This window comes from Pseudomonas marginalis (assembly GCF_900105325.1).
Classification (GTDB): Bacteria; Pseudomonadota; Gammaproteobacteria; order Pseudomonadales; family Pseudomonadaceae; genus Aquipseudomonas; species Aquipseudomonas marginalis.
In genome coordinates, this window is the sequence record NZ_FNSU01000004.1 from 530,797 (window position 1) to 553,388 (window position 22,592).

Here is a 22,592-nt window from a genome sequence, read left to right on the forward strand (position 1 = left end):
CCTGTTTACAGGTCGTGCCTTTTGTTTTTCTACAATCCCCTAATTCCAAGTGGCCATGAACGATATTTCAGCTCCTGAGCAATACGATCTGCAAACCGCTGCCCTGAAGGTGCCGCCGCATTCCATCGAGGCCGAACAGGCCGTGCTCGGTGGCCTGATGCTGGACAACAACGCCTGGGAACGCGTGCTGGATCAAGTCTCGGACGGTGATTTCTATCGTCATGACCACCGCCTGATCTTCCGTGCCATCGCCAAGCTGGCCGACCAGAACTCCCCAATCGACGTGGTGACCCTGGCCGAGCAGTTGGACAAGGAAGGCCAGACCTCCCAGGTCGGTGGCCTGGGCTACCTGGGTGAACTGGCAAAAAACACGCCGTCCGTCGCCAACATCAAGGCCTATGCCCAGATCGTTCGCGAGCGCGCCACCCTGCGCCAGTTGATCGGCATCAGCACCGAAATCGCCGACAGCGCCTTCAACCCCGAAGGTCGCACCGCCGCCGAAATCCTTGACGAAGCCGAGCGCCAGATCTTCCAGATCGCCGAAGCGCGCCCGAAAACCGGCGGCCCGGTCAGCGTCAATGACCTGTTGACCAAGGCCATCGACCGCATCGACACCTTGTTCAACACCGACAACGCCATCACCGGTATTTCCACCGGCTACACCGACCTCGACGAGAAGACCAGCGGCCTGCAGCCGTCCGACCTGATCATCGTCGCCGGCCGTCCATCCATGGGTAAGACCACCTTTGCGATGAACCTGGTGGAAAACGCCGTGTTGCGCAGCGACAAGACCGTACTGGTGTACTCCCTCGAGATGCCAGGCGAATCGCTGATCATGCGTATGCTGTCGTCCCTCGGCCGTATCGACCAGACCAAGGTGCGTGCCGGTCGCCTGGAAGACGACGACTGGCCGCGCCTGACCTCGGCGGTCAACCTGCTCAACGACCGCAAGCTGTTTATCGATGACACCGCCGGTATCAGCCCGTCCGAGATGCGTGCACGTACCCGCCGCCTGGTACGTGAGCACGGCGACATCGCCCTGATCATGATCGACTACCTGCAGTTGATGCAGATCCCGGGTTCCAGCGGCGATAACCGGACTAACGAAATTTCCGAAATCTCCCGGTCACTCAAGGCCCTGGCCAAGGAATTCAACTGCCCGGTGGTGGCACTGTCCCAGCTCAACCGTTCCCTGGAACAACGCCCCAACAAGCGCCCGGTGAACTCCGACTTGCGGGAATCCGGAGCGATCGAGCAGGATGCCGACGTGATCATGTTCGTGTACCGCGACGAGGTGTATCACCCCGAGACCGAGCACAAAGGCATTGCCGAGATCATTATCGGCAAGCAGCGTAACGGCCCGATCGGCTTTATCCGCCTGGCGTTCATCGGTAAATACACGCGCTTCGAGAACCTGGCGCCGGGCAGCTACAACTTCGACGACGACGAATAACCCGTCTGCTCAATTCCGACCATTACCGTCGGAATTGGTCAAAATTTGTGCTATATTCCGCGCCCGCGATTTTTCATCTCAACACCGGTCACCGTCATGCAAACAGCCAAGCCGTTATTTGACTATCCCAAGTACTGGGCCGAATGTTTCGGCCCTGCGCCATTCCTGCCGATGAGCAGGGAGGAGATGGATCAGCTTGGCTGGGATTCGTGCGACATCATCATCGTCACCGGTGATGCCTACGTGGACCACCCGTCATTCGGCATGGCCATCATCGGCCGGCTGCTGGAGTCCCAGGGCTTCCGCGTCGGGATCATTGCGCAGCCGAACTGGCAGTCCAAAGACGACTTCATGAAACTGGGCGAGCCGAACCTGTTCTTCGGCGTCGCGGCCGGCAACATGGACTCGATGATCAACCGCTACACCGCCGACAAGAAAATCCGTTCCGACGACGCCTACACCCCAGGCGGCATGGCCGGCAAACGCCCGGACCGCGCCAGCCTGGTGTACAGCCAGCGTTGCAAGGAAGCCTACAAGAACGTGCCGATCGTACTCGGCGGCATCGAAGCATCCCTGCGCCGCATCGCCCACTACGACTACTGGCAGGACCGCGTGCGCAACTCGATCCTGATCGACGCCACCGCCGATATCCTGCTGTACGGCAACGCCGAGCGGGCTATCGTCGAAGTCGCCCAGCGCCTGTCGTGGGGCCACAAGATCGAAGACATTACCGATGTGCGCGGCACCGCGTTCATCCGTCGCGATACCCCAGCCGGCTGGTACGAAGTGGATTCCACGCGTATCGATCGCCCGGGCAAGGTCGACAAGATCATCAACCCGTACGTCAACACCCAGGACACCCAGGCCTGCGCCATCGAGCAGGAAAAGGGGCCGGTCGATGATCCGGAAGAAGCCAAGGTCGTGCAGATCCTGGCCAGCCCGCGCATGACCCGCGACAAGACCGTGATCCGCCTGCCCTCGGTGGAAAAAGTCCGTGGCGACGCCGTGCTCTATGCCCACGCCAACCGCGTGCTGCACCTGGAAACCAACCCAGGCAACGCCCGCGCCCTGGTGCAGAAGCACGGCGAAGTGGACGTGTGGTTCAACCCGCCGCCCATTCCGATGACCACCGAAGAAATGGACTACGTGTTCGGCATGCCTTACGCCCGTGTTCCGCACCCGGCGTACGGCAAGGAGAAGATCCCGGCCTACGACATGATCCGTTTCTCGGTGAACATCATGCGTGGCTGCTTCGGCGGCTGCACCTTCTGCTCGATCACCGAGCACGAAGGGCGGATCATCCAGAACCGTTCCGAAGAGTCGATCATTCGCGAAATCGAAGAGATCCGCGACAAGGTGCCGGGCTTCACCGGTGTGATCTCCGACCTCGGCGGCCCGACTGCGAACATGTACCGCATTGCCTGCAAGAGCCCGGAAATCGAATCCGCGTGCCGCAAGCCGTCGTGCGTGTTCCCCGGTATCTGCCCGAACCTGAACACCGACCACTCGTCGTTGATCCAGCTGTATCGAAGCGCCCGTGCATTGCCGGGTGTGAAGAAGATCCTGATCGCTTCCGGCCTGCGCTACGACCTCGCGGTCGAGTCGCCGGAATACGTCAAGGAGCTGGTCACCCACCACGTCGGTGGCTACCTCAAGATCGCCCCGGAACACACCGAGGAAGGTCCGCTCAACCAGATGATGAAGCCGGGCATTGGCAGCTATGACAAGTTCAAGCGCATGTTCGAGAAGTACACCAAGGAAGCGGGCAAGGAGCAGTACCTGATCCCTTACTTCATCGCGGCTCACCCGGGCACCACCGATGAAGACATGATGAACCTGGCCCTGTGGCTCAAGGGCAACGGCTTCCGCGCCGACCAGGTGCAGGCGTTCTACCCGTCGCCGATGGCCACCGCCACCGCGATGTACCACTCGGGCAAGAACCCGCTGCGCAAGGTCACCTACAAGAGCGACGCGGTGACCATCGTCAAGAGCGAGGAGCAGCGCCGCCTGCACAAGGCGTTCCTGCGCTATCACGACCCGAAGGGCTGGCCGATGCTGCGTGAAGCGTTGACCCGCATGGGCCGTGCCGACCTGATCGGGCCGGGCAAGGACCAACTGATCCCGCTGCACCAGCCGAGCACCGACAGCTACCAGAGCGCCCGTCGCAAGAACTCGACGCCGGCCGGTAGCCACAAGGTCGCCAAGGAAACTACCACCAAGATCCTTACCCAGCACACCGGCCTGCCGCCCCGTGGCAGCGACGGCAGCAACCCGTGGGACAAGCGTGAGCAAGCCAAGGCGGCGGCCCAGGCGCGTAACAAGCAGGCGGCCAAGGAACGCAGCGATGCGGCCAAGGGCAAGGGCGGCAAGCCGGCCCGCAAGCCGGTCGTGCCGCGTTGATCGTCGCTTGAAAATGCAAACGCCAGCCTTGTGCTGGCGTTTTGCTTTCTAGGCGGTGGGGAGTCTGTTTGTTAAGGTGGCGCCCATTAAATTGCCATCGGGGGCTTGCCCCCGATAGCGTCAGTCCAGTCTCCACCCCTTCAAGGAAGAACACCCCATGGGCAACCCCCTGGCCGGCATCGGCATGGACTCCAACCGCTCCCAGTTCATGGCGCGCCAGCGCATCGAAAGCCAGATCAACCTGCCACGGCTGTTCGCGGCCATCGACGCCGACCCCAGCATCGTCGGCGCGGGGGTGGTGTATATCGACGCTGACTTCAATGTCATTACCCTGCGCGAATTCAAGCCCATCTGCAGCATCAAGCCCAAGCGCATCATTTTGCGTGAAGCGCAGAAGTACATTGCGCCAACACAGTTTGCTCAACATGTCGTGAGCAATCCTCGAGAATCGCGACTGATTGGCGAAGCCGTGAATACCGGAATCTCCTGCTTGGGGGCGGTCATCAGTTGGGCTGCGATCGCCAGTGGAACAATTCTGGTGCCTTTCAGCGCTGGCGCCAGTTCCGTCATCGTTGTAGTGGGGTATGCGGCTGCCGGCGCAAGTACGCTTCAGTGTTTCAACGGCATTGCCCGAACAGCGCTGGAAGTCGCCAAACCTGAGGTCAAGGATTCGCTCGACAGTGAAGGCTGGTACCAGAATGCGTCCATCGTGCTGGACGCTGTATCACTGGCAGGCGTGGGCGCTTCGGCCCTGACGACGGTCAAGCTGGTCAGGGCCGCCAAAGCATCGACGGGCAAGAGCCTGCGTGATGTGCTTCGCGGTTTGAATCGCCAGGAAAGAGCCAAGCTGACGAAAGAGCTGCTGAGCATCAACCATCCCAGCTTGACCGCGAAGATGATCAAATTGAGGCAGGCGTCGGGCGAACTCACCAAGCGTTTCACCCCTACGCAGCTCAAGCACAGCACCACTACCCAGATCAAAGACGTCCTGGGCGCAAGCGTTGGGTTTGGCGGGAGTGCCTACTCCGGAAACGTCAACACCATCGCGATTGGACTGTACGAGGAGGTAAGCGAATGAGCGAATTGATGACGCTACGCGACTTTTTCAGACAATACTTTCTGACGTTTATGGGCGGCGTATTTGCTGCGTGTTTTTCTTTAGCGTTGGCTGTGGCGCTGGCGTTCATCACCTATTTTCGTGATGCGCCGATGGCTCAAGTGGGGCTCAAGATCATGTCTGCCGGGGCGCTGCTCATTCTGTTGACGGTCCATAGCAACTTTATGATTTTGCGGGGCCGACCCTCCTGGGTGTGGGTAATGGTCGGTATCTATGTCGCCTGTCTACTGTTTGTACTTCCGATGGTTCAATTCCAGCCTCACAAAGTCCTTTATGGGTTGGCGCTGTTATTCCCATTGCTCGGATTATTGACACTTAACAGTAAGGTTCAACGAGAGATGCGCACGAAACTCGTGGGAATCCGTCGCATTCGGCAGGCGGTCAAATCAACCGTCAGATCGAGTAGTCGCATGTGAAGGAGCCGCCTTCGATAAACGGTTTTCTCGCGCGCTATTTCCCGGTCTTCATGGGGACGATTTTCATGGCGATCTTCTCCGGCTCGGCGGCGGTATCCATGGCCGGTGTGACGTACCTGCGCGGGGTTGATCCAGCGCTCAAGTCCAGCTATTCGGGGGCTGCGATCCTGGTGCTGGTGGCGGTGCTGGTGTTTGGCAGCGTGATGATCGCTCGCGGGTATCGCTGGGCCACCCGGCTCGTGGCGGGCTATCTGGTGTGCTGCCTGTTGTTCGTGTTGCCGATGATTCAATACGGTATCAACACCCTGGTCTATGGCTCGGCGGTGCTGTTTCCGTTGCTGGGCTTGCTGTTGCTCAACAGCAGGCGCCACCGCGAAATGCGCCAACGGCTGCAGGAAGTCCGCCGCCTGCGCCAAGCCGTCATCGCACAGCGAAAAGCCCGTTGACTGAGTAGATTCGTCACCTGTGTCTTCGCACCTTGGGACAAACGTGAGTACGCCGGGGCTGGAGTGTGGTCCCGGCGCGTATTTTCAGGTTTTGATGTTCTGGCGAATGTTCCAGCCGTACTTGACGGCGCCGCCGTCCTTGCCACCATCGGCTTTCTGCGGCTGGTAACTGACTTCGACCGTGGCGAAGTTCAGGCCGATGACTTCAGTCAATGTGTCGTCTGTCGTTACCGCATCGGTCTGGTACGAGATGACCATGACCTCCTTCATCGTGATCACCAGATACTCCACGGCACTGCTGCCGCCAGCCTTGCGCACCACCAGCCTGGCCTCGGGGTAATGCTTGCCAGTAGAGCAGGCCATCATGAGGTTGGGTGAAGATTTGTCCATGACCTTGGAGATGGACAGGTTTTCAATATTGACCTTGCCGGCACCGCCGCCGCTGCCGGTATGCATGGAGCCTGTCTGGGACATGCCCCAGCCCCATTTGCTGATCTCGATTTCATCGCGATGCACCTGATCCTTGGACTCACCCTTGATGTCCCCCAGCTTCAAAAACATATCGGTTGCCATGGTCGCTCCCTGTTTGGTTGCTCGCCGGTAGTGGCGCGCGGCGTACTTTTTCCTATTCGGGATATGGCCTACAAGACGCTACATCGTGATCAGGAAGTGCCTGTCTTGATAAAGCGAAGCTTCTGACATTTTTTGCGGATAGTCAGTCTTTAACCTCTGCGCTCTTGTGAAAAATCGGAGTAAAGGGATGACTTCCAACGTGTTGAAAGACGGGTTTCCCAGTGCGCATCTCACGACGCGGCAGTGGATAGAAAGCAGTATTGATCTGCAAAAGTTGTTTGCGGCGATTGATGCTGATCCCGCCATCGTCGGTGCGGGGGTGGTGTATCTCGATGCTCAGTTGCGTGCGGTTGTGTTGCGTGAGTTCCAGCCGATTTGCAGCGTGGCGCCGAAGACGGTGATTTTGCGTGAGGCGCCAAGCTATGTCGGACGGGTGGAGTTTGCTCGGCGGCTGGCGAATGAGCCGCGCGAGTCGCAGGTGGCGTTTGAGGCGGTGAATGCGGCGTTGGCGTGTACGTCGGCGGTGATTAGTTGGGTGGTGATAGCGGGTGGGTTCGGGTTGAGTCCATTTACTTTTGGGGGCTCTGGCGTAGCGGCTGCGATTAGCGTCGTAGGCGCCTCAGCCAGCAGTGTTCAGTGCATTATGGGTTTTCAGCGAACGCGATATGAATATGTAGACCCTGCGCGCAACGACGAGTTGGACAGCAATGAATGGTACCAAGCCGTAACTATTGGGCTGGATGCGGCTTCATTGTTAAGTATCGGCAACACGGCAATGTCTACGATCCGGTTCGTCAATATGCTTAAAAAGGCAACAGGAAAAAATACGCATCAGGTACTCAAAGGCTTGAATCGGCAGGAACGGGTAAAGCTCACCAAGGAATTACTGAGTATCAACCATCCTGATATGACCCGGAAAATGGTCAAACTCAAACAAATGGCTGGAGAGATGCCCAGGCGCCACACCTCGGCAGAAGTGAGGCGTGGGACCATCATGCAGATGCTCGATGCCGTTGGCGCGGTGTCGGGCGTTGCTGGCAGCGTGCGGTCCGGGAACATACGGATCATCGCGGTTGGGCTGTATGAGGAAATTTCAGAATGAGATTACTCAAAACGAGATATCTCATACCGAGACGCCCTTTTCTTTTGCGTTACTTTCCCGTTTTTATCAGTGCGATCTTTATGGGACTTTTGGGTGGGACTGCGGTTGTGGCACTGCTGGAACACTACTATCCGCGAGCAGCCCCCTGGGCATTATCGACGTCTGCTGCTGTAAATGCCTGTGGGATATTGGCCCTCTTTATCACCCTCTGCAATGTCATGATTGTCTGCGGGCGGCCGAAATGGGTCTGGGGCATGTATGGTCTTTTCATGGCCTGCTTGTTATTCGCTTTACCAGCTTTTCAGTTTTCACCGCACCCATTCATTTACGCAGAAAGCATCGTGTGGCCGCTGCTCGGCCTCGTATTGCTTAGTAGTAAACGCCACCGCGAAATGCGTGACATCTACGTAGAACTTCGCGACATGCGGGGCAAGATAATGGTGGCCATTGAAAAGCGCCGCAAACACGAGCGCGCAATCATCAGAATAAAGAAACCGAGGTGATTCCCCACCCCCGGCGCCCACCCATTCGATACCGCCCCACCCACATCCGCCACAAATATGTGCAACCCTTGCACCATTACCGCAGCCACAGCGCCGTTTTGGTGCTGTACTGCACCGGGTCTTACGATAAAGCGCAATGACCGCCGCTCTGGCATAAGTCTTGCGCGCTTTGTGTCCATGCCCTGGCTCGCAGGAGGCCGCCGTGTCGATTCATGTCGCGTTGCACCATGTTACGCATTACCGCTACGACCGCGCGGTCGAACTTGGCCCACAGATCGTGCGTCTGCGCCCGGCGGCCCATAGCCGTACGCGGATTTTGTCCTATGCACTCAAAGTGCTGCCCGAGCAGCACTTCATCAATTGGCAGCAGGACCCCCAGGGCAATTACCTGGCGCGTCTGGTGTTCCCGGAAAAGACCGATGAACTGCGCATCGAGGTTGACCTGGTCGCCGAGATGGCGGTGTTCAACCCGTTCGATTTTTTCCTTGAGCCCTACGCCGAAAAAATCCCCTTCAGCTACGCCGCCGATGAACAGCGCGAGCTGGCGCCGTACTTGGAAACCCTGCCGCTGACGCCGAGGTTTGCCGCCTACCTGGCGGGTATCGACCGCACGCCGTTGCCGGCCGTGGACTTCCTGGTGGGCCTCAACCAGCGCCTGGCCGCCGACATCGGCTACCTGATCCGCATGGAACCGGGGGTGCAAACCCCGGAATTCACCCTGGAAAACGCTTCCGGCTCCTGCCGTGATTCGGCCTGGCTGCTGGTGCAATTGCTGCGCAACCTCGGGTTGGCGGCGCGGTTTGTGTCCGGTTATCTGATCCAGCTGACCGCCGACGTCAAAGCCCTCGACGGCCCCTCCGGCACCGAAGTCGACTTCACCGACCTGCACGCCTGGTGCGAAGTGTATTTGCCCGGTGCCGGCTGGATCGGCCTGGATGCCACCTCCGGGTTGTTCGCCGGTGAAGGGCACATCCCGTTGGCCTGTAGTCCCGATCCATCGTCCGCCGCGCCGATCAGTGGGCTGGTGGAACCCTGCGAGTGCGAATTTACCCACGAGATGTCGGTGGAGCGCATCTGGGAAGCGCCACGGGTCACCAAGCCCTACACCGAAGAGCAATGGCTGGCGATCCAGGCCCTGGGCCGGCAGATCGATGGCGACCTGCTCAAGGATGATGTACGCCTGACCATGGGCGGCGAGCCGACCTTCGTCTCCATCGACGACCCCGACGGCGCCGAGTGGAACACCGCAGCCCTCGGGCCGGATAAGCGGCGCTTGTCCGCCGAACTGTTCCAGCGCATGCGCAAGCATTACGCGCCCAAGGGCCTGGTGCACTTCGGCCAGGGCAAGTGGTACCCCGGCGAGCAATTGCCGCGCTGGTCGCTTAACTGCTACTGGCGCCGTGACGGCGTGCCCATCTGGCACAACAGCGCGCTGATCGCCGATGAACAACAGGACTACGGCGCCGATGGCGTAATGGCCGGGCGCTTCCTGGCCAGCGTCGCCGAGCGCCTGAAGTTGCCGGCGCGCTTTGTATTCCCGGCCTTCGAAGACAACTTCTACTACCTGTGGCGCGAAGGTGCGTTGCCGCAAAACGTCACGGCCCAGGACCCGCGCTTGAGCGACGAACTGGAGCGCGAACGCTTGCGCAAGGTGTTCAGCCAGGGTCTGGATAAAGTCATCGGCCAGGTACTGCCGCTGGCGCGTACGGCGGCCAATGACCGCTGGCAGAGCGGGCGCTGGTACCTGCGCGATAACCATTGCCGTCTGGTGCCGGGGGATTCGCCGCTGGGCTATCGCCTGCCGTTGGCCTCGCAGCCGTGGGTGACGGCGGCGGAGTATCCGTTCGTGCACCCGACCGACCCTAACCAGGATCAACCGGAACTGCCGACCAGTGCGCAACTGCAAAGCCATGGCGAACCCGCGCCGAGCGACGAGCGAGTGCCCGAGGTCGACGAGTCCGCCGACTGGCTGACCCGCACCGCCCTGTGCGCCGAAGCGCGGGAAGGGCGCCTGTACTTGTTTATGCCGCCCCTGGAACGCGTCGAGGATTACCTGGAACTGGTGGCCGCCATCGAAGCCACCGCCGAGGAATTGCACTGCCCGGTGCTGCTGGAAGGCTACGAACCACCGTTCGATATGCGCCTGAGCAACTTCCGCGTCACGCCGGATCCGGGTGTGATCGAGGTCAACGTGCAGCCGTCCGCGACCTGGGACGAGTTGGTGGAACGCACCGAATTCCTCTACGAGGAGGCGCGGCAGACCCGGCTGACCACCGAGAAGTTCATGATCGACGGCCGCCATACCGGCACCGGCGGCGGTAACCACTTTGTGCTGGGGGGCGCGACGCCCAAGGACTCGCCGTTCCTGCGCCGGCCCGACCTGCTGCGCAGCCTGATCAGCTATTGGCATAACCACCCCTCGCTGTCGTACCTGTTTTCCGGCCTGTTTATCGGCCCGACCTCCCAGGCACCGCGGGTCGACGAAGCCCGCAACGACGCGCTGTATGAGCTGGAAATCGCCTTTGCGCAAATGCCGCAGCCGGGTGAAGAATGCCCGCCCTGGTTGGTGGATCGCCTGCTGCGCAACCTGTTGATCGACGTAACGGGCAATACCCACCGCGCCGAATTCTGTATCGACAAACTCTACTCGCCCGACGGTGCCACTGGCCGCCTGGGCCTTCTCGAGTTGCGGGCCTTTGAAATGCCGCCCCACGCACGCATGAGCCTGACCCAGCAATTGCTGCTGCGGGCCTTGGTGGCGCGCTTCTGGCGTGAACCCTATGCGCCGCCGAAACTGGCGCGTTGGGGCACCGAATTGCATGACCGCTTCCTGTTGCCGCACTTTATCGAGCAGGATTTTGCCGACGTGATCGTCGAGTTGAACGCCGCCGGTTACCCGTTACGCGCCGAATGGTTCGCCGCGCACCTGGAGTTCCGCTTCCCCAAGGTGGGCGATTACGCCGTCAGCGGGATCGAACTGGAACTGCGCCAGGCCCTGGAGCCTTGGCATGTACTGGGCGAAGAGGGCGCGGTGGGCGGCACGGTGCGCTATGTGGATTCGTCCCTGGAGCGCTTGCAGGTGAAGGTGAGTGGGCTGCCGCCGCAACGCTACCTGCTGACCTGCAATGGCATCCCGGTGCCGCTGCAACCGACCGGGCGCATTGGCGAGTTCGTCGCCGGCGTGCGTTACCGCGCCTGGCAACCGGCCAATTGCCTGCAACCGACCATCCCGGTGCATGCGCCGCTGGTGTTCGACCTGCTGGACACCTGGATGCAGCGCTCCCTGGGCGGCTGCCAGTACCATGTTGCGCATCCGGGCGGGCGTAACTACGACAGCCTGCCGGTAAACGCCAATGAGGCGGAGAGCCGGCGCATGGCGCGGTTTTTCCGTCTCGGCCATACACCAGGAAAGCTCACCGTGCCGAGTGTTGTGATCAATGACGAATTGCCGATGACCCTGGATCTGCGGCGTCACCCCAATAAAAATGACTAAAAGCGATCACAATGTGGGAGGGAGCAAGCGCCCTCCCACATTAGATTGCAGTGAATTTGAATTAAACTGAGCCCCTTTGCCTCTGCCGAGCGTTCCATGCCCGACTTGCTCGACCAATACCCGCTGACCGCGGGTACTTATCACGAACTGCTGGACGACAGTGGCGCAGTACGCGCCCATTGGCAGCGCTTGCTCGATCACCTTCAACGCAGCACACCCGCGCAACTGGCCCAGCGCCAGGCGCTGCTGACAAGGCAGATCCAGGAAAACGGCGTCACCTATAACGTCTACGCCGACCCCAAGGGCGCCGATCGCCCTTGGGAACTGGACCTGCTGCCCCATGTGCTGGCGGCCGATGAATGGCAGCAGCTGTCAGCCGGTATCGCCCAGCGTGCGCGTCTGCTCAACGCCGTACTGGCGGACCTCTACGGGTCGCAACGCTTGATCAAGGAAGGCCTGCTGCCGGCCGAACTGGTGTTCGGGCATAACAATTTCCTCTGGCCGTGCCAGGGCATCCAACCGCCTGACGGTGCGTTTCTGCACCTGTATGCCGTGGACCTGGCGCGTACCCCGGATGGCCGCTGGTGGGTCACCGCCGACCGTACGCAAGCGCCTTCGGGCGCCGGTTATGCGTTGGAAAACCGCACCATCGTGTCCCGCGCCTTTCCGGACCTGTACCGTGATCTGCAGGTGCAGCACCTCACCGGTTTCTTCCGCACGCTCCAGGAAACCCTGGCCCGCCAGGCGCCGAGCGATGACCAGCCACCGCTGATCGTGTTGCTCACCCCTGGGCGTTTCAACGAAAGCTATTTTGAACATCTGTACCTCGCGCGTCAGCTCGGCTACCCGCTGGTGGAAGGCGGCGACCTCACGGTGCGCGACAGCACGGTGTTCCTGAAAACCCTCAGTGGCCTGCGCCGGGTGCACGCGATCATGCGTCGCCTCGACGATGACTTCTGCGACCCGCTGGAGCTGCGCACCGACTCCGCCCTCGGCGTACCCGGCCTGCTCGACGCCGCGCGCCAGGGCAATGTACTGGTGGCCAATGCCCTGGGCAGCGGCGTGCTGGAGTCCCCCGGTTTGCTCGGCTTTCTGCCCAGGATCAACCAGTTCCTGTTCGGCGAAGAATTGCTCTTGCCCTCCATCGCCACTTGGTGGTGCGGTGAGGCGCCGGTGCTCGCCGAGGCCTTGGAGAAACTGCCGGAACTGCTGATCAAACCGGCGTTTCCGTCGCAAAGTTTTGCCCCGGTATTCGGTCGCGACTTGAATGACGAGCAACGCCAGGCCTTGGCCGAACGCATGCGCGCGCGGCCTTACGCCTACGTCGCCCAGGAGCTGGCACAACTGTCCCAGGCACCGGTGTGGCACACCGTGGAGGATCACCTGCAACACCGCGCCATCGGCATGCGCGTGTATGCCGTGGCCAGCGCGGAGGGCTACCGCGTACTGCCCGGCGGCCTGACCCGTGTGGCGGCGGACGCCGATGCCGAAGTGGTGTCGATGCAACGCGGCGGCGCCAGCAAGGACACCTGGGTGCTGGGCGAACGCGCCAGCAGTGGCGAGCATTGGCGCGCCCAGCGCGCGATTGGTGCACACGACCTGGTGCGCCGCGACCCTTATCTGCCGTCCCGCGTGGTGGAAAACCTGTTCTGGTTCGGCCGTTACTGCGAGCGCTGCGACGACAGCGCACGCTGGCTGCGCATCGTGCTGGCGCGCTATGTCGACGGCGACGACCCCTTGGCCTTGCAGGCGGCGGTCGAGTTGGGTGAAAACCTGCGCCTGCTGCCGGAGGAGGGCGAGCTGCCCGAGCGTTTGCAGGCGGCCTTGCTCGGCGATGATTGGCCGTCGAGCCTGCGCGCCAACCTGCAACGCTTGCAGTGGGCGGCGTCCCAGGTGCGCGGCAAGTTGTCCCGTGAGAACTGGCAGGCCCTGGTGGAGTTGCAGCGCGAAGCCCTGGAGCTGGAGAGCGAAAGCCCGGATTTTGGTGAGTTGCTGGACTTTCTCAACCGCCTGGTAATGTCCCTGGCGGCGCTGTCCGGGTTTGCCCTCGACGACATGACCCGCGACGAAGGCTGGCGCTTCCTGATGATGGGCCGGCGCATCGAGCGCCTGCAATTTCTCAGCAGCAGCCTGGCGGCATTCCTGCGCGGTGTGGCGGTGTTCGATCAAGCGGGCCTGGAGTGGTTGCTGGAACTCGGCAACAGCAGCATCACCTACCGCTCGCGCTACCTGGCGGTGCCGCAGCTGATTCCGGTCCTGGATTTGTTGTTGCTGGATGAACAGAACCCCCACGCGGTGCTGTTCCAGCTGAAACTGGTGAGCCGTACCCTGCGCCGTCTTAATGATGATTTCGGTGTGCCACGGGAGACCGGGTTGGCGCCGTTGGTGGAGCGCCTGGCGCGTTTCGACCTGGCGTGCCTGGAGAACCCGTTGTTTGGCGAATCCAGCGTGCGTGCCGCACTGGAAGGCCTGGCCGACCTGCTGCAGGCGGTCGCCGATGAGAGTGGGCAAGTGTCGGATCGTCTGGCTTTGCGCCACTTTGCCCATGTGGATGATGTCAGTCAGCAAACGGTGTCGGTGTGATGAGTGCGCGCTACCAGATTTTCCACGATACCCATTACCACTACGACAGCCCGGTGTCCCTGGCCCAGCAGCTCGCGCATTTATGGCCGAGGCCGTGCGCCTGGCAGCGTTGCAGCGACCAGCAACTGGATATCAGCCCGCAGCCGTCGTCACGCCGGGATGAGCTGGACGTGTTCGGCAACCCGATCACCCGCCTGGCGTTCGAGCGGCCCCATGATGAATTACTGGTGAACGCTGGGCTGACTGTGGAAGTGCTGGCGCGGCCGGTGCTGGATTTCCAGCACTCGCCCGCCTGGGACCAGACCCGCGACAGCCTGACCTACAGCAGCCAGCCACTGTCGCCCGAGTTGATCGAAGCCTGCCGTTATCGCTTCGAATCGCCCTACGTACACCTGAAGAAGACCTTCGTCGAGTTCTCCGAGAGCTGCTTCCCTCCTGGTGCGCCCTTGCTATTGGGGGTGCAGGCCTTGATGGAAAAGATCTTCAGCGAATTCACCTTCGATGCCGAAGCTACCCAGGTCGCCACGCCGCTGGTGGAGGTGCTGGAGCGCCGACGCGGCGTGTGCCAGGACTTCGCCCACCTGATGCTCGCCTGCCTGCGCTCGCGCGGCCTGGCGGCGCGTTACATCAGCGGCTACCTGCTCACCCAGCCACCGCCCGGCCAGCCACGGCTGATCGGCGCCGATGCCTCCCACGCGTGGGTCTCGGTGTATTGCCCGGTATCGGGCTGGGTGGATTTCGATCCGACGAACAATGTGCAGCCGGCGCTGGAGCACATCACCCTGGCCTGGGGCCGGGATTTCTCCGATGTGTCGCCGTTGCGTGGGGTGATTCTGGGGGGAGGGAGCCATGACCCGGAGGTGCGGGTGACGGTGATGCCGCTGATGTAGGAGCGAGCTTGCTCGCGAAGAACCTGAGGGCGCCGCGTTGATCTTGGCTTCCCGCGTTATCGTTGACGTTCTTCGCGAGCAAGCTCGCTCCTACAGTAAATAATTATTCAGCCGGGTCTTTCGGGGTTTCAGTCTCGTCTGCTGCCACTTCACCTTCCGCGTCCGGGTTCAGTGCGCCCGCTTCTTCATCGACAGCGGCTTTCTTGCGTTGCAGTTTTTCCTCTTTCTTCTGTTCCTTGGCCAAGTCTCTCTGACGTTTGGCGAAGGAGTAATTAGGTTTGGCCATGGGCGATCCTCTAGGGTCGAAGGTGAGGGTGGCGGCGCGCAGCTGCCTTGGGACGACATGGTAGCAGCTTCAAGGGGCGCTTGGCCTTCACTTACCGCAGGCGTACGCGGCCAGGAGGCCATTGAACAGTTGGTTGAGGTGCATGGCTCGGGCTCCAGTGGGTGATGCGCCGATCATAGACAGCCTGCGGCACTTTGGCTGGTTGATTGTGTCGATAAGTCTGATAGCCTAAAGTTGTATACAATCTGTTGATTCAGGTCATAAGAATTTTTGCCTGCCTCAGGCACCCTTGTCGCATTACGCGTTGTTTAAACCCTGCCTTGGAGATTCACATGTTTGCCAAACTCGTTGCTGTTTCCCTGCTGACTCTGGCCAGCGGCCAGTTGCTTGCTGCAGAGTGCAAGGTCACCGTCGACTCCACTGACCAGATGTCCTTCAACACCAAGGAAATCACGATCGATAAGAGCTGCAAGACGTTCACTGTCGAGCTGACTCACTCCGGCAGCCTGCCGAAAAACGTCATGGGTCATAACTGGGTGCTGACCAGCGCCGCCAACATGCAGCCGGTTGCCACTGATGGCATGGCTGCTGGCATCGACAAGAACTACCTGAAAGAGGGTGACGATCGCATCATCGCCCACACCAAGATCATTGGTGCCGGCGAGAAGGATTCGGTGACCTTCGATGTCTCGAAACTGGCGGCCGGTACGGATTACGCGTTCTTCTGCTCGTTCCCGGGCCACATCTCGATGATGAAAGGCACTGTGGTCCTGAAGTAAGACCGCGTTATCGTTCATCGGGGGCTTGCCCCCGATGACTGCCTGCCAATCAACACACCACTATCTGGCTCACCTCAAGGCGCAAACGGCATCACCCGCTTGTGCTCGGTCTTGCGGTACGTCTCGCAAATAATCCGGAACGCTTCCTCACGCACCGGCTCACCGTGCAGGAACGCATCGATCTCGGCATAGGTCACGCCATGTGACGCTTCATCCGGCTTACCTGGCGACAGGTCTTCAAGGTCGGCCGTCGGCACCTTCTCCACCAACGACTCCGGCGCACCAAAGAACCGTGCAATCGCGCGTACCTGGTTTTTCACCAGGCCGCTCAACGGCGCCAGGTCGCAGGCGCCATCGCCGAACTTGGTGAAAAAGCCCATCACCGCTTCCGCCGCATGGTCGGTACCGATCACCAGGCCGCTGGCCGCGCCGGCGATGGTGTACTGCGCCACCATGCGCATGCGCGCCTTGGTGTTGCCGAGCACGAAGTCGCGGGACACCGCCGCCTTGCCTTCAAACGCCGCCACTTCATTGGCCAGGGCTTTCACCGCCGGGCCGATGTTCACGGTGTGGCGCTCGTCCGGGTCGATAAAGTCCACCGAGGCCTGGGCATCGATTTCATCGAACTGGGTTTCGTAGGGCAGGCGCACGGCGATAAAGCGGTAGGCCTCGTCACCGGTGCGGGAGCGCAGTTCCTGCATCGCGCGTTGGGCCAAGAGGCCGGCAGTCAGGGAGTCGACGCCGCCGCTGATGCCCAGCACCAGTGTCTTGAGCCCGGAATTGCGCAGGCAGTCCTGGATAAACGCTACGCGCCGGGCAACTTCGGCCTCGAGGGCGGCCTGGTCCTTGAACGGCGCTTGGACCTTGAGCTGTTCAGCAATCTCACGCTGTACGGCTTGCATGATTCACTCCTTGCTAGAGATGGCAGGTACTTTGAAAACATGACGCAAATAGGCGACAAAATTCGGGTCGGTGCAGTGGGTCTTGCCCGCTTCATCGGAGATCTTCGCGACGGGCTGGCCATTGCAGGCGGTCATTTTAAGCACGATGCTCATCGGTTCCACCCCTGGAATATCGCAGGTCAGGTTGGTGCCGATGCCGAAGCTCACATTAATGCGACCACGCAACGCGCGGAATATCTCCAGGGCCTTGGGCAACGACAGGCTGTCGGAGAACACCAGGGTCTTGCTCATCGGCTCGATGCCCAGCTTGTGGTAGTGGGCGATGGCTTTTTCGGCCCACTGCACCGGGTCGCCGGAGTCATGGCGCAGGCCATCGAACAGCTTGGCGAAGTACAAGTCGAAGTCGCCAAGGAAGGCGTCGGTGGTGATGCAATCGGTCAGGGCGATACCCAGCAGGCCCCGGTATTCGCGGACCCAACAGTCGAGGGCGGCGATCTGGCTGTCGATCAGGCGCGGGCCGAGTTGCTGGTGGGCCATGATCCATTCATGGGCCATGGTGCCCAACGGCTTCATATCGAACTCGCGGGCCAGGTGTACGTTGCTGGTGCCGACAAAACGCCCGGGGAAGTCATGCTTGAGCACGCTGACCACTTCTTCCTGCACGCGGTACGAGAAGCGTCGGCGCGTGCCGAAGTCGGCCACTTGCAGCTCGGCCAGCTCGTCGCTGCTGGCGTTGGCCGTCAGCCAGTCGAACTTGCGGTACAGCTGCTCGCGGGCCTGTTCGAGGATCACCGTCTGGTAGCGGTAGCGGTTACGCACTTCGCTGACGATCGCCAGCATCGGCACTTCAAACAGAATCACATGCAGCCACGGCCCGCGCAGGCGGATAAACAACTCGCCGTTCTCGATGCCGGTCTGCACATAGCGCAGGTTGAAGCGAAACAGCCCGAGAAAACGCAAAAAATCCGGCTTCATAAAGCTGATGCGTTCCAGGAACCCCAATTGGTCGGGGCTCAAGCTCAGCTCGGCGAGGCGCTCGATCTGGTAGCGGATCTCCGCCAGGTACGGGCGCAGGTCTTCGCTGTTGCGGCAACGAAACTCCCATTCAACTTCCACGTTGGGGTAGTTGTGCAGCACCGCCTGCATCATGGTCAGCTTGTAGAAGTCGGTGTCGAGCAAGTTCTGCACGATGCGATCGGCAAACACACTCTCGCTCATAACGGGAATCTCCAGACAGGTCGGGCGATGGGCGCCGACCTTTACGCACAATTAAGGAAGGGGGCTAGTGGCGCATAGACGCGGGTAGGTTTGCCAGTGATTTTTTTTGCCAAGGCCACTTGCCGCCGATGGCGATATTCCAGGCATTAAACAACCTGCTCCATCATCCACTTCACAAACTCCCGCACCTTGGGCACCTCCGCCGCGTGTTCCGGGAAGGCCAGGTAATAAGCGTCCTGGCTGGGCATTGCATGCTGCCAGGGGATCACCAGCTTGCCGTCGGCCAGTTCTTCTTCCACCAGAAAGCGCGGCAACAACGCCACGCCGCAACCGACCTGCGCCGCACGAATGCACATATAAAAGGTGTCGAAACGCGGCCCGTGGTAGCTGTGCTCGGTGTGATACCCCTGATCGGCAAACCAGTCATGCCAGCCCTGGGAGCGCGAGGCGTTTTGCAGCAGCACCAGGTCGCTCAGTTGCGTGGGATCGGTGAAGGGCTGCGCCGGCAGGCTTTCCGGGGCGCACACCGGTACCAGCTCTTCGCTGAACAGTTTCAGGCTCTCGGTGCCGGGGCGCGAGCCCTGGCCGAAGTAGAAGGCCATGTCGGCCTTGCCTTGCAGCAGTTCGTCCGGCTCCTGTTCGTTGCACAGGTCCAGGTGGATCTGCGGGTGGCGCAGGCGCCAGCCCTTGAGGCGCGGCACCAGCCAGCGCGCGCCGAAGGTGTAGGGGGTGGACACGCGCAACACTTCGGTCTCGCCGCCATAGGAGCGCAGGTAATGGGTGGACATCTCCACCTGCGTGAGGATCTTGCGCACTTCCACCAGGTACAGGTCGCCTGCCGGAGTCATCTGCAAGCGGCGACGCACGCGGCGAAACAGCAGGTGCTGGAGCAATTCTTCCAACTGCGCGACCTGTTTGCTCACTGCGCTTTGCGTGAGGTTCAGCTCCTCGGCGGCGCGGGTGAAGCTCAGGTGGCGGGTGGCGGCCTCGAAACACTGCAGGGCGGTGATCGAGGGCAAATGTCTTTTGTTCAGCACGGCATGCCTCTTTTTATTCTTTGCATGAATAAACGGAATGATATCTCGCCTAATCGTCGTTTGTTGGCAAGTCTTGGGCCAGCTACAAATAAGGCCTGGATCGCCGTGCGTGCCGCGGTGCGATTTTTTGTTCGAAGATTAAAGGAGTGACCCATGGTTGCCGCATTGCTTGATCGTCTCGGGGTAAACCCGGCGCTGTACCAGGCGGGTAAACAACCCGTGCATTCGCCCATTGATGGCAGCCGTATCGGCAGTGTGCACTGGGAAGGTGCCGCCGAGGTGGAGCAACAGGTCAGTCGCGCCGAGCATGCATTCGAGGCCTGGCGCAACGTGCCGGCCCCCCGTCGCGGCGAGTTGGTGCGCCAGTTCGGCGATGTACTGCGCGAATACAAGGCCGATCTGGGCGAGCTGGTGTCCTGGGAGGCCGGCAAGATCACCCAGGAAGGCCTGGGTGAAGTGCAGGAAATGATCGACATCTGCGACTTCGCCGTGGGCCTGTCCCGCCAGTTGTACGGCTTGACCATCGCCTCCGAGCGCCCAGGCCACCATATGCGTGAAACCTGGCACCCGCTGGGCGTGGTCGGGGTGATCAGCGCCTTCAACTTCCCGGTAGCCGTGTGGGCGTGGAACACCACACTGGCGCTGGTGTGCGGTAACGCAGTGATCTGGAAACCGTCGGAAAAGACCCCGCTCACCGCCCTGGCGTGCCAGGCGCTGTTCGAGCGTGTGCTGAAGAATTTCAAGGACGCGCCGCAATACCTGAGCCAGGTCATCATCGGCGGCCGCGATGCCGGCGCTGCGCTGGTGGATGACCCACGCGTGGCCCTGATCAGCGCCACCGGCAGCACCCGCATGGGCCGCGAAGTGGCGCCGAAAGTTGCCGCGCGGTTTGCCCGCAGCATCCTCGAGCTGGGCGGCAACAACGCCATGATCCTCGGCCCGAGCGCCGACCTGGACATGGCCGTGCGCGCCATCCTGTTCAGCGCCGTCGGCACCGCCGGCCAGCGCTGCACCACCCTGCGCCGCCTGATCACCCACGAGTCGGTCAAGGAAGAAATCGTCACCCGCCTCAAGGCCGCCTATTCCAAAGTGCGCATCGGCCACCCGCTGGAGGGCAACCTGATTGGCCCGCTGATCGACAAGCATGGCTTCGACGCTATGCAGGACGCCCTGGAGCAGGCCTTGAGTGAAGGCGGCAAGGTGTTCGGCGGCAAGCGCCAGTTGGAAGACAAGTTCCCCAACGCCTACTACGTGTCGCCGGCCATTGTCGAAATGCCTGAGCAGAGCGATGTGGTGTGCACCGAAACCTTCGCGCCGATTTTGTATGTCGTCGGCTACAAGGACTTCGCCGAAGCCCTGCGCCTCAACAACGCCGTGCCCCAAGGCCTGTCGTCGTGCATCTTCACCACTGACGTGCGCGAGGCCGAGCAATTCATGTCGGCAGTGGGCAGCGACTGCGGGATCGCCAACGTCAACATCGGCCCGAGCGGCGCGGAGATTGGCGGCGCGTTTGGCGGTGAGAAAGAGACCGGTGGCGGTCGCGAGTCAGGTTCGGATGCATGGCGCGGGTACATGCGCCGCCAGACCAACACCGTGAACTATTCGCTGGAGTTGCCGCTGGCCCAGGGCATCACCTTCGACTGATTCTGTAGGAGCGAGCTTGCTCGCGAAGATCGTCAACGATCACGCGGGCATCCTGAATGCCCGCGCCGCTCTCGCGTTTTTCGCGAGCAAGCTCGCTCCTACAGTGATGGTGCTGAACAAGAAAAACGCTTGTTGGGTCTCACCGGAGTCTGGCAATGGCACTACGCGAAGCATGTTTGTGGGAACACCTCACCCCTGGCCGGCCGGATCGTGCCGCGCTCAAGGGCGAGGTCAAGGTGGATGTGTGCGTGATCGGCGCCGGCATCACCGGTTTGTCGGCCGCCATTCACTTGCTGGAGCAGGGTAAAAGCGTCGCCGTGCTGGAGGCTCATCGCACCGGCCACGGTGGTTCGGGGCGCAACGTCGGGTTGGTGAATGCCGGCCTGTGGATCCCTCCGGACGAGATCGAAGCCGGTTTCGGCGAAGCGGTGGGCAGCCAGCTCAACCGCATGCTCGGCGCGGCACCATCGCTGGTGTTCAGCCTGATCGACAAATACAACATCGATTGCCAATTGCGCCGCGAGGGCACCTTGCACATGGCGCATAACGCCCGTGGCGAGGCGGATTTGCGCAGCCGTGAAGAACAATGGAAGCGCCGTGGCGCGCCGGTGGAATTGCTCACCGGCCAGGCCTGCGAGCACGCCACCGGCACCAAGAAAATCGCCGCCGCCTTGCTGGATCGGCGTGCCGGTACCTTGAACCCGATGGCCTACACCAGTGGCCTGGCGAATGCCGCCGTGGGCCTTGGCGGGCAGTTGTTCGACCATTCCCCGGTCGCCCGGTTGGAGCGCCAAGGTGCGAGTTGGTCCGTTCAGACCGCCAGCGGTTCGGTGCAGGCTGCACAAGTGGTCATCGCCTCCAACGCCTACACCGAAGGTGAGTGGACCGAGCTGCGACGCAATTTTTTCCCCGGCTACTACTACCAGGTCGCCTCCGCGCCGCTGACCGACGCCGCCGCCGAGCAGATTCTGCCCGGCGGCCAAGGCTCATGGGACACGCGCCAGGTACTGAGCAGCATCCGCCGCGATGCCGATGGCCGCCTGTTGCTCGGCAGCCTGGGCAACGGTAACCAGAAACCGGCCTGGTTCCTCAAGGCGTGGGCTGATCGGGTGCAGCAACATTACTTCCCGTACCTCAAATCGGTGCAATGGGAATTCACCTGGACCGGCTGCATCGCCTTCACCCCCGATCACCTGATGCGCCTGTTCGAGCCAGCTCCCGGCCTGGTGGCGGTAACCGGCTATAACGGGCGCGGCGTGACCACCGGCAGCGTGGTCGGCAAGGCGTTCGCCGACTATCTATGTCACCAGAATCCCCAAGCCTTGCCGATTCCGTTTGCACCCATGCAACCGCTGGCCGGGGTTGGGCTGCGCAGTTGCCTGTATGAAGCCGGATTCTCGCTGTATCACGCCGGGCAATGCCTGAGGATCGTGATCTGATCAGCGAAATACCGCTCAGAAGCCTGCATTTTCTTAGCCGGCTACTAATCTGTATTGGTGCAGGTCGTAGCAGTTGCGCACTGTAAATGTGCAGTTCCGTTACGCAGGCTGTTACAGCTGTAGGAACTGTCGTTTATTGCTTTGGTTGCAGGTGCGACCCGTCAGGGTTGTACTTTTTCGGCCCATGGGTTGCACCTATCGATGCTAGAGGGTTGCACGTCCTGGCGAGCGGAGCCGAAACGCCTGCAATAACAATGACACCGTGTCTTTTTGAAGAATAAAAACGTAATGGCACGAGGCTTGCTCTGGGC

At 61.2% G+C, this 22,592-nt stretch carries 18 protein-coding genes; 13 read left to right on the plus strand and 5 right to left on the minus strand.

Going from position 1 to position 22,592, the window contains the following annotated elements:
* Window positions 1–55 precede the first annotated feature (55 nt).
* The 5 genes from dnaB to BLW22_RS32990 all read left to right on the plus strand — a co-directional run bounded on the left by dnaB (window position 56) and on the right by BLW22_RS32990 (window position 5,832).
* A complete protein-coding gene (dnaB, locus tag BLW22_RS32970; protein WP_017526410.1) occupies window positions 56–1,453 on the plus strand; it encodes a replicative DNA helicase in 1,398 nt (465 codons plus the stop codon).
* Between the two features lie 96 nt (window positions 1,454–1,549).
* A complete protein-coding gene (locus tag BLW22_RS32975) occupies window positions 1,550–3,853 on the plus strand; it encodes a YgiQ family radical SAM protein (protein WP_065925618.1) in 2,304 nt (767 codons plus the stop codon).
* Window positions 3,854–4,010: 157 nt separating this feature from the next.
* Window positions 4,011–4,931, plus strand: coding sequence for an Ssp4 family T6SS effector (locus BLW22_RS32980; protein ID WP_027607691.1), 921 nt, complete (start codon window positions 4,011–4,013; stop codon window positions 4,929–4,931).
* On the plus strand, window positions 4,928–5,386 hold the full coding sequence (locus tag BLW22_RS32985; RefSeq protein WP_065925616.1) for a hypothetical protein: 459 nt from the start codon (window positions 4,928–4,930) through the stop codon (window positions 5,384–5,386). Before BLW22_RS32980 ends, BLW22_RS32985 begins: the two co-directional genes overlap by 4 nt.
* A 50-nt stretch (window positions 5,387–5,436) precedes the next feature.
* Window positions 5,437–5,832 carry a hypothetical protein gene (locus BLW22_RS32990; RefSeq protein ID WP_074848781.1) on the plus strand — a complete coding sequence of 132 codons (396 nt, stop codon included), beginning with the start codon at window positions 5,437–5,439 and terminating at the stop codon, window positions 5,830–5,832.
* A gap of 84 nt (window positions 5,833–5,916) precedes the next feature.
* Here BLW22_RS32990 and BLW22_RS32995 read toward each other — a convergent pair whose 3' ends face one another.
* Entirely contained in the window at window positions 5,917–6,405 is a 489-nt protein-coding gene (locus tag BLW22_RS32995) for an Hcp family type VI secretion system effector (protein WP_053134453.1), read from the minus strand.
* Between the two features lie 187 nt (window positions 6,406–6,592).
* On the opposite strand from BLW22_RS32995, the gene BLW22_RS33000 reads away from it, so the two are divergent.
* The 5 genes from BLW22_RS33000 to BLW22_RS33020 all read left to right on the plus strand — a co-directional run bounded on the left by BLW22_RS33000 (window position 6,593) and on the right by BLW22_RS33020 (window position 14,976).
* Window positions 6,593–7,507, plus strand: a complete 915-nt coding sequence (locus tag BLW22_RS33000) for an Ssp4 family T6SS effector (protein WP_074848593.1) — start codon at window positions 6,593–6,595, stop codon at window positions 7,505–7,507.
* Window positions 7,504–8,010 (plus strand): hypothetical protein, encoded by a 507-nt coding sequence (locus tag BLW22_RS33005; protein ID WP_074848596.1) that lies wholly within the window; start codon window positions 7,504–7,506, stop codon window positions 8,008–8,010. Before BLW22_RS33000 ends, BLW22_RS33005 begins: the two co-directional genes overlap by 4 nt.
* 202 nt (window positions 8,011–8,212) lie before the next feature.
* Window positions 8,213–11,503 (plus strand): transglutaminase family protein, encoded by a 3,291-nt coding sequence (locus tag BLW22_RS33010; protein WP_074848597.1) that lies wholly within the window; start codon window positions 8,213–8,215, stop codon window positions 11,501–11,503.
* 96 nt (window positions 11,504–11,599) lie between these two features.
* Entirely contained in the window at window positions 11,600–14,086 is a 2,487-nt protein-coding gene (locus BLW22_RS33015) for a circularly permuted type 2 ATP-grasp protein (RefSeq protein ID WP_074848599.1), read from the plus strand.
* Window positions 14,086–14,976: a transglutaminase family protein gene (locus BLW22_RS33020; protein WP_074848601.1), complete on the plus strand. Its 891-nt coding sequence runs from the start codon at window positions 14,086–14,088 to the stop codon at window positions 14,974–14,976. Before BLW22_RS33015 ends, BLW22_RS33020 begins: the two co-directional genes overlap by 1 nt.
* Window positions 14,977–15,079: 103 nt before the next feature.
* Here BLW22_RS33020 and BLW22_RS33025 read toward each other — a convergent pair whose 3' ends face one another.
* Window positions 15,080–15,262, minus strand: coding sequence for a hypothetical protein (locus BLW22_RS33025; RefSeq protein ID WP_032890516.1), 183 nt, complete (start codon window positions 15,260–15,262; stop codon window positions 15,080–15,082).
* Between the two features lie 332 nt (window positions 15,263–15,594).
* Between BLW22_RS33025 and azu the strand changes: the two genes are divergently transcribed.
* Window positions 15,595–16,041 carry an azurin gene (gene azu, locus BLW22_RS33030; RefSeq protein WP_027607696.1) on the plus strand — a complete coding sequence of 149 codons (447 nt, stop codon included), beginning with the start codon at window positions 15,595–15,597 and terminating at the stop codon, window positions 16,039–16,041.
* A gap of 74 nt (window positions 16,042–16,115) precedes the next feature.
* Here azu and nadE read toward each other — a convergent pair whose 3' ends face one another.
* The 3 genes from nadE to BLW22_RS33045 form a co-directional block, all read right to left on the minus strand.
* On the minus strand, window positions 16,116–16,943 hold the full coding sequence (gene nadE / locus BLW22_RS33035) for an ammonia-dependent NAD(+) synthetase (RefSeq protein WP_027607697.1): 828 nt from the start codon (window positions 16,941–16,943) through the stop codon (window positions 16,116–16,118).
* Window positions 16,944–16,946: 3 nt separating this feature from the next.
* The gene (pncB, locus tag BLW22_RS33040) at window positions 16,947–18,161 is read right to left on the minus strand and encodes a nicotinate phosphoribosyltransferase (RefSeq protein ID WP_065947132.1); all 1,215 of its coding nucleotides are present in this window, start codon (window positions 18,159–18,161) and stop codon (window positions 16,947–16,949) included.
* A gap of 146 nt (window positions 18,162–18,307) precedes the next feature.
* Window positions 18,308–19,198, minus strand: a complete 891-nt coding sequence (locus BLW22_RS33045; RefSeq protein ID WP_074848603.1) for a LysR family transcriptional regulator — start codon at window positions 19,196–19,198, stop codon at window positions 18,308–18,310.
* 153 nt (window positions 19,199–19,351) lie between these two features.
* Between BLW22_RS33045 and amaB the strand changes: the two genes are divergently transcribed.
* Window positions 19,352–20,842, plus strand: a complete 1,491-nt coding sequence (gene amaB, locus BLW22_RS33050) for an L-piperidine-6-carboxylate dehydrogenase (RefSeq protein WP_074848605.1) — start codon at window positions 19,352–19,354, stop codon at window positions 20,840–20,842.
* Window positions 20,843–20,997: 155 nt separating this feature from the next.
* Window positions 20,998–22,281 (plus strand): L-pipecolate oxidase, encoded by a 1,284-nt coding sequence (gene amaA, locus BLW22_RS33055; protein ID WP_065925609.1) that lies wholly within the window; start codon window positions 20,998–21,000, stop codon window positions 22,279–22,281.
* The last annotated feature ends 311 nt before the right edge of the window (window positions 22,282–22,592 follow it).

Excerpts from the sequence above, each read along its gene's own strand:
- dnaB (WP_017526410.1), top strand. The coding sequence starts at position 56 with ATGAACGATATTTCAGCTCCTGAGCAATACGATCTGCAAACCGCTGCC.
- BLW22_RS32975 (WP_065925618.1), top strand. The coding sequence starts at position 1,550 with ATGCAAACAGCCAAGCCGTTATTTGACTATCCCAAGTACTGGGCCGAA.
- BLW22_RS32980 (WP_027607691.1), top strand. The coding sequence starts at position 4,011 with ATGGGCAACCCCCTGGCCGGCATCGGCATGGACTCCAACCGCTCCCAG.
- BLW22_RS32985 (WP_065925616.1), top strand. The coding sequence starts at position 4,928 with ATGAGCGAATTGATGACGCTACGCGACTTTTTCAGACAATACTTTCTG.
- BLW22_RS32990 (WP_074848781.1), top strand. The coding sequence starts at position 5,437 with ATGGGGACGATTTTCATGGCGATCTTCTCCGGCTCGGCGGCGGTATCC.
- BLW22_RS32995 (WP_053134453.1), bottom strand. The coding sequence starts at position 6,405 with ATGGCAACCGATATGTTTTTGAAGCTGGGGGACATCAAGGGTGAGTCC.
- BLW22_RS33000 (WP_074848593.1), top strand. The coding sequence starts at position 6,593 with ATGACTTCCAACGTGTTGAAAGACGGGTTTCCCAGTGCGCATCTCACG.
- BLW22_RS33005 (WP_074848596.1), top strand. The coding sequence starts at position 7,504 with ATGAGATTACTCAAAACGAGATATCTCATACCGAGACGCCCTTTTCTT.
- BLW22_RS33015 (WP_074848599.1), top strand. The coding sequence starts at position 11,600 with ATGCCCGACTTGCTCGACCAATACCCGCTGACCGCGGGTACTTATCAC.
- BLW22_RS33020 (WP_074848601.1), top strand. The coding sequence starts at position 14,086 with ATGAGTGCGCGCTACCAGATTTTCCACGATACCCATTACCACTACGAC.
- BLW22_RS33025 (WP_032890516.1), bottom strand. The coding sequence starts at position 15,262 with ATGGCCAAACCTAATTACTCCTTCGCCAAACGTCAGAGAGACTTGGCC.
- azu (WP_027607696.1), top strand. The coding sequence starts at position 15,595 with ATGTTTGCCAAACTCGTTGCTGTTTCCCTGCTGACTCTGGCCAGCGGC.
- nadE (WP_027607697.1), bottom strand. The coding sequence starts at position 16,943 with ATGCAAGCCGTACAGCGTGAGATTGCTGAACAGCTCAAGGTCCAAGCG.
- pncB (WP_065947132.1), bottom strand. The coding sequence starts at position 18,161 with ATGAGCGAGAGTGTGTTTGCCGATCGCATCGTGCAGAACTTGCTCGAC.
- amaB (WP_074848605.1), top strand. The coding sequence starts at position 19,352 with ATGGTTGCCGCATTGCTTGATCGTCTCGGGGTAAACCCGGCGCTGTAC.
- amaA (WP_065925609.1), top strand. The coding sequence starts at position 20,998 with ATGGCACTACGCGAAGCATGTTTGTGGGAACACCTCACCCCTGGCCGG.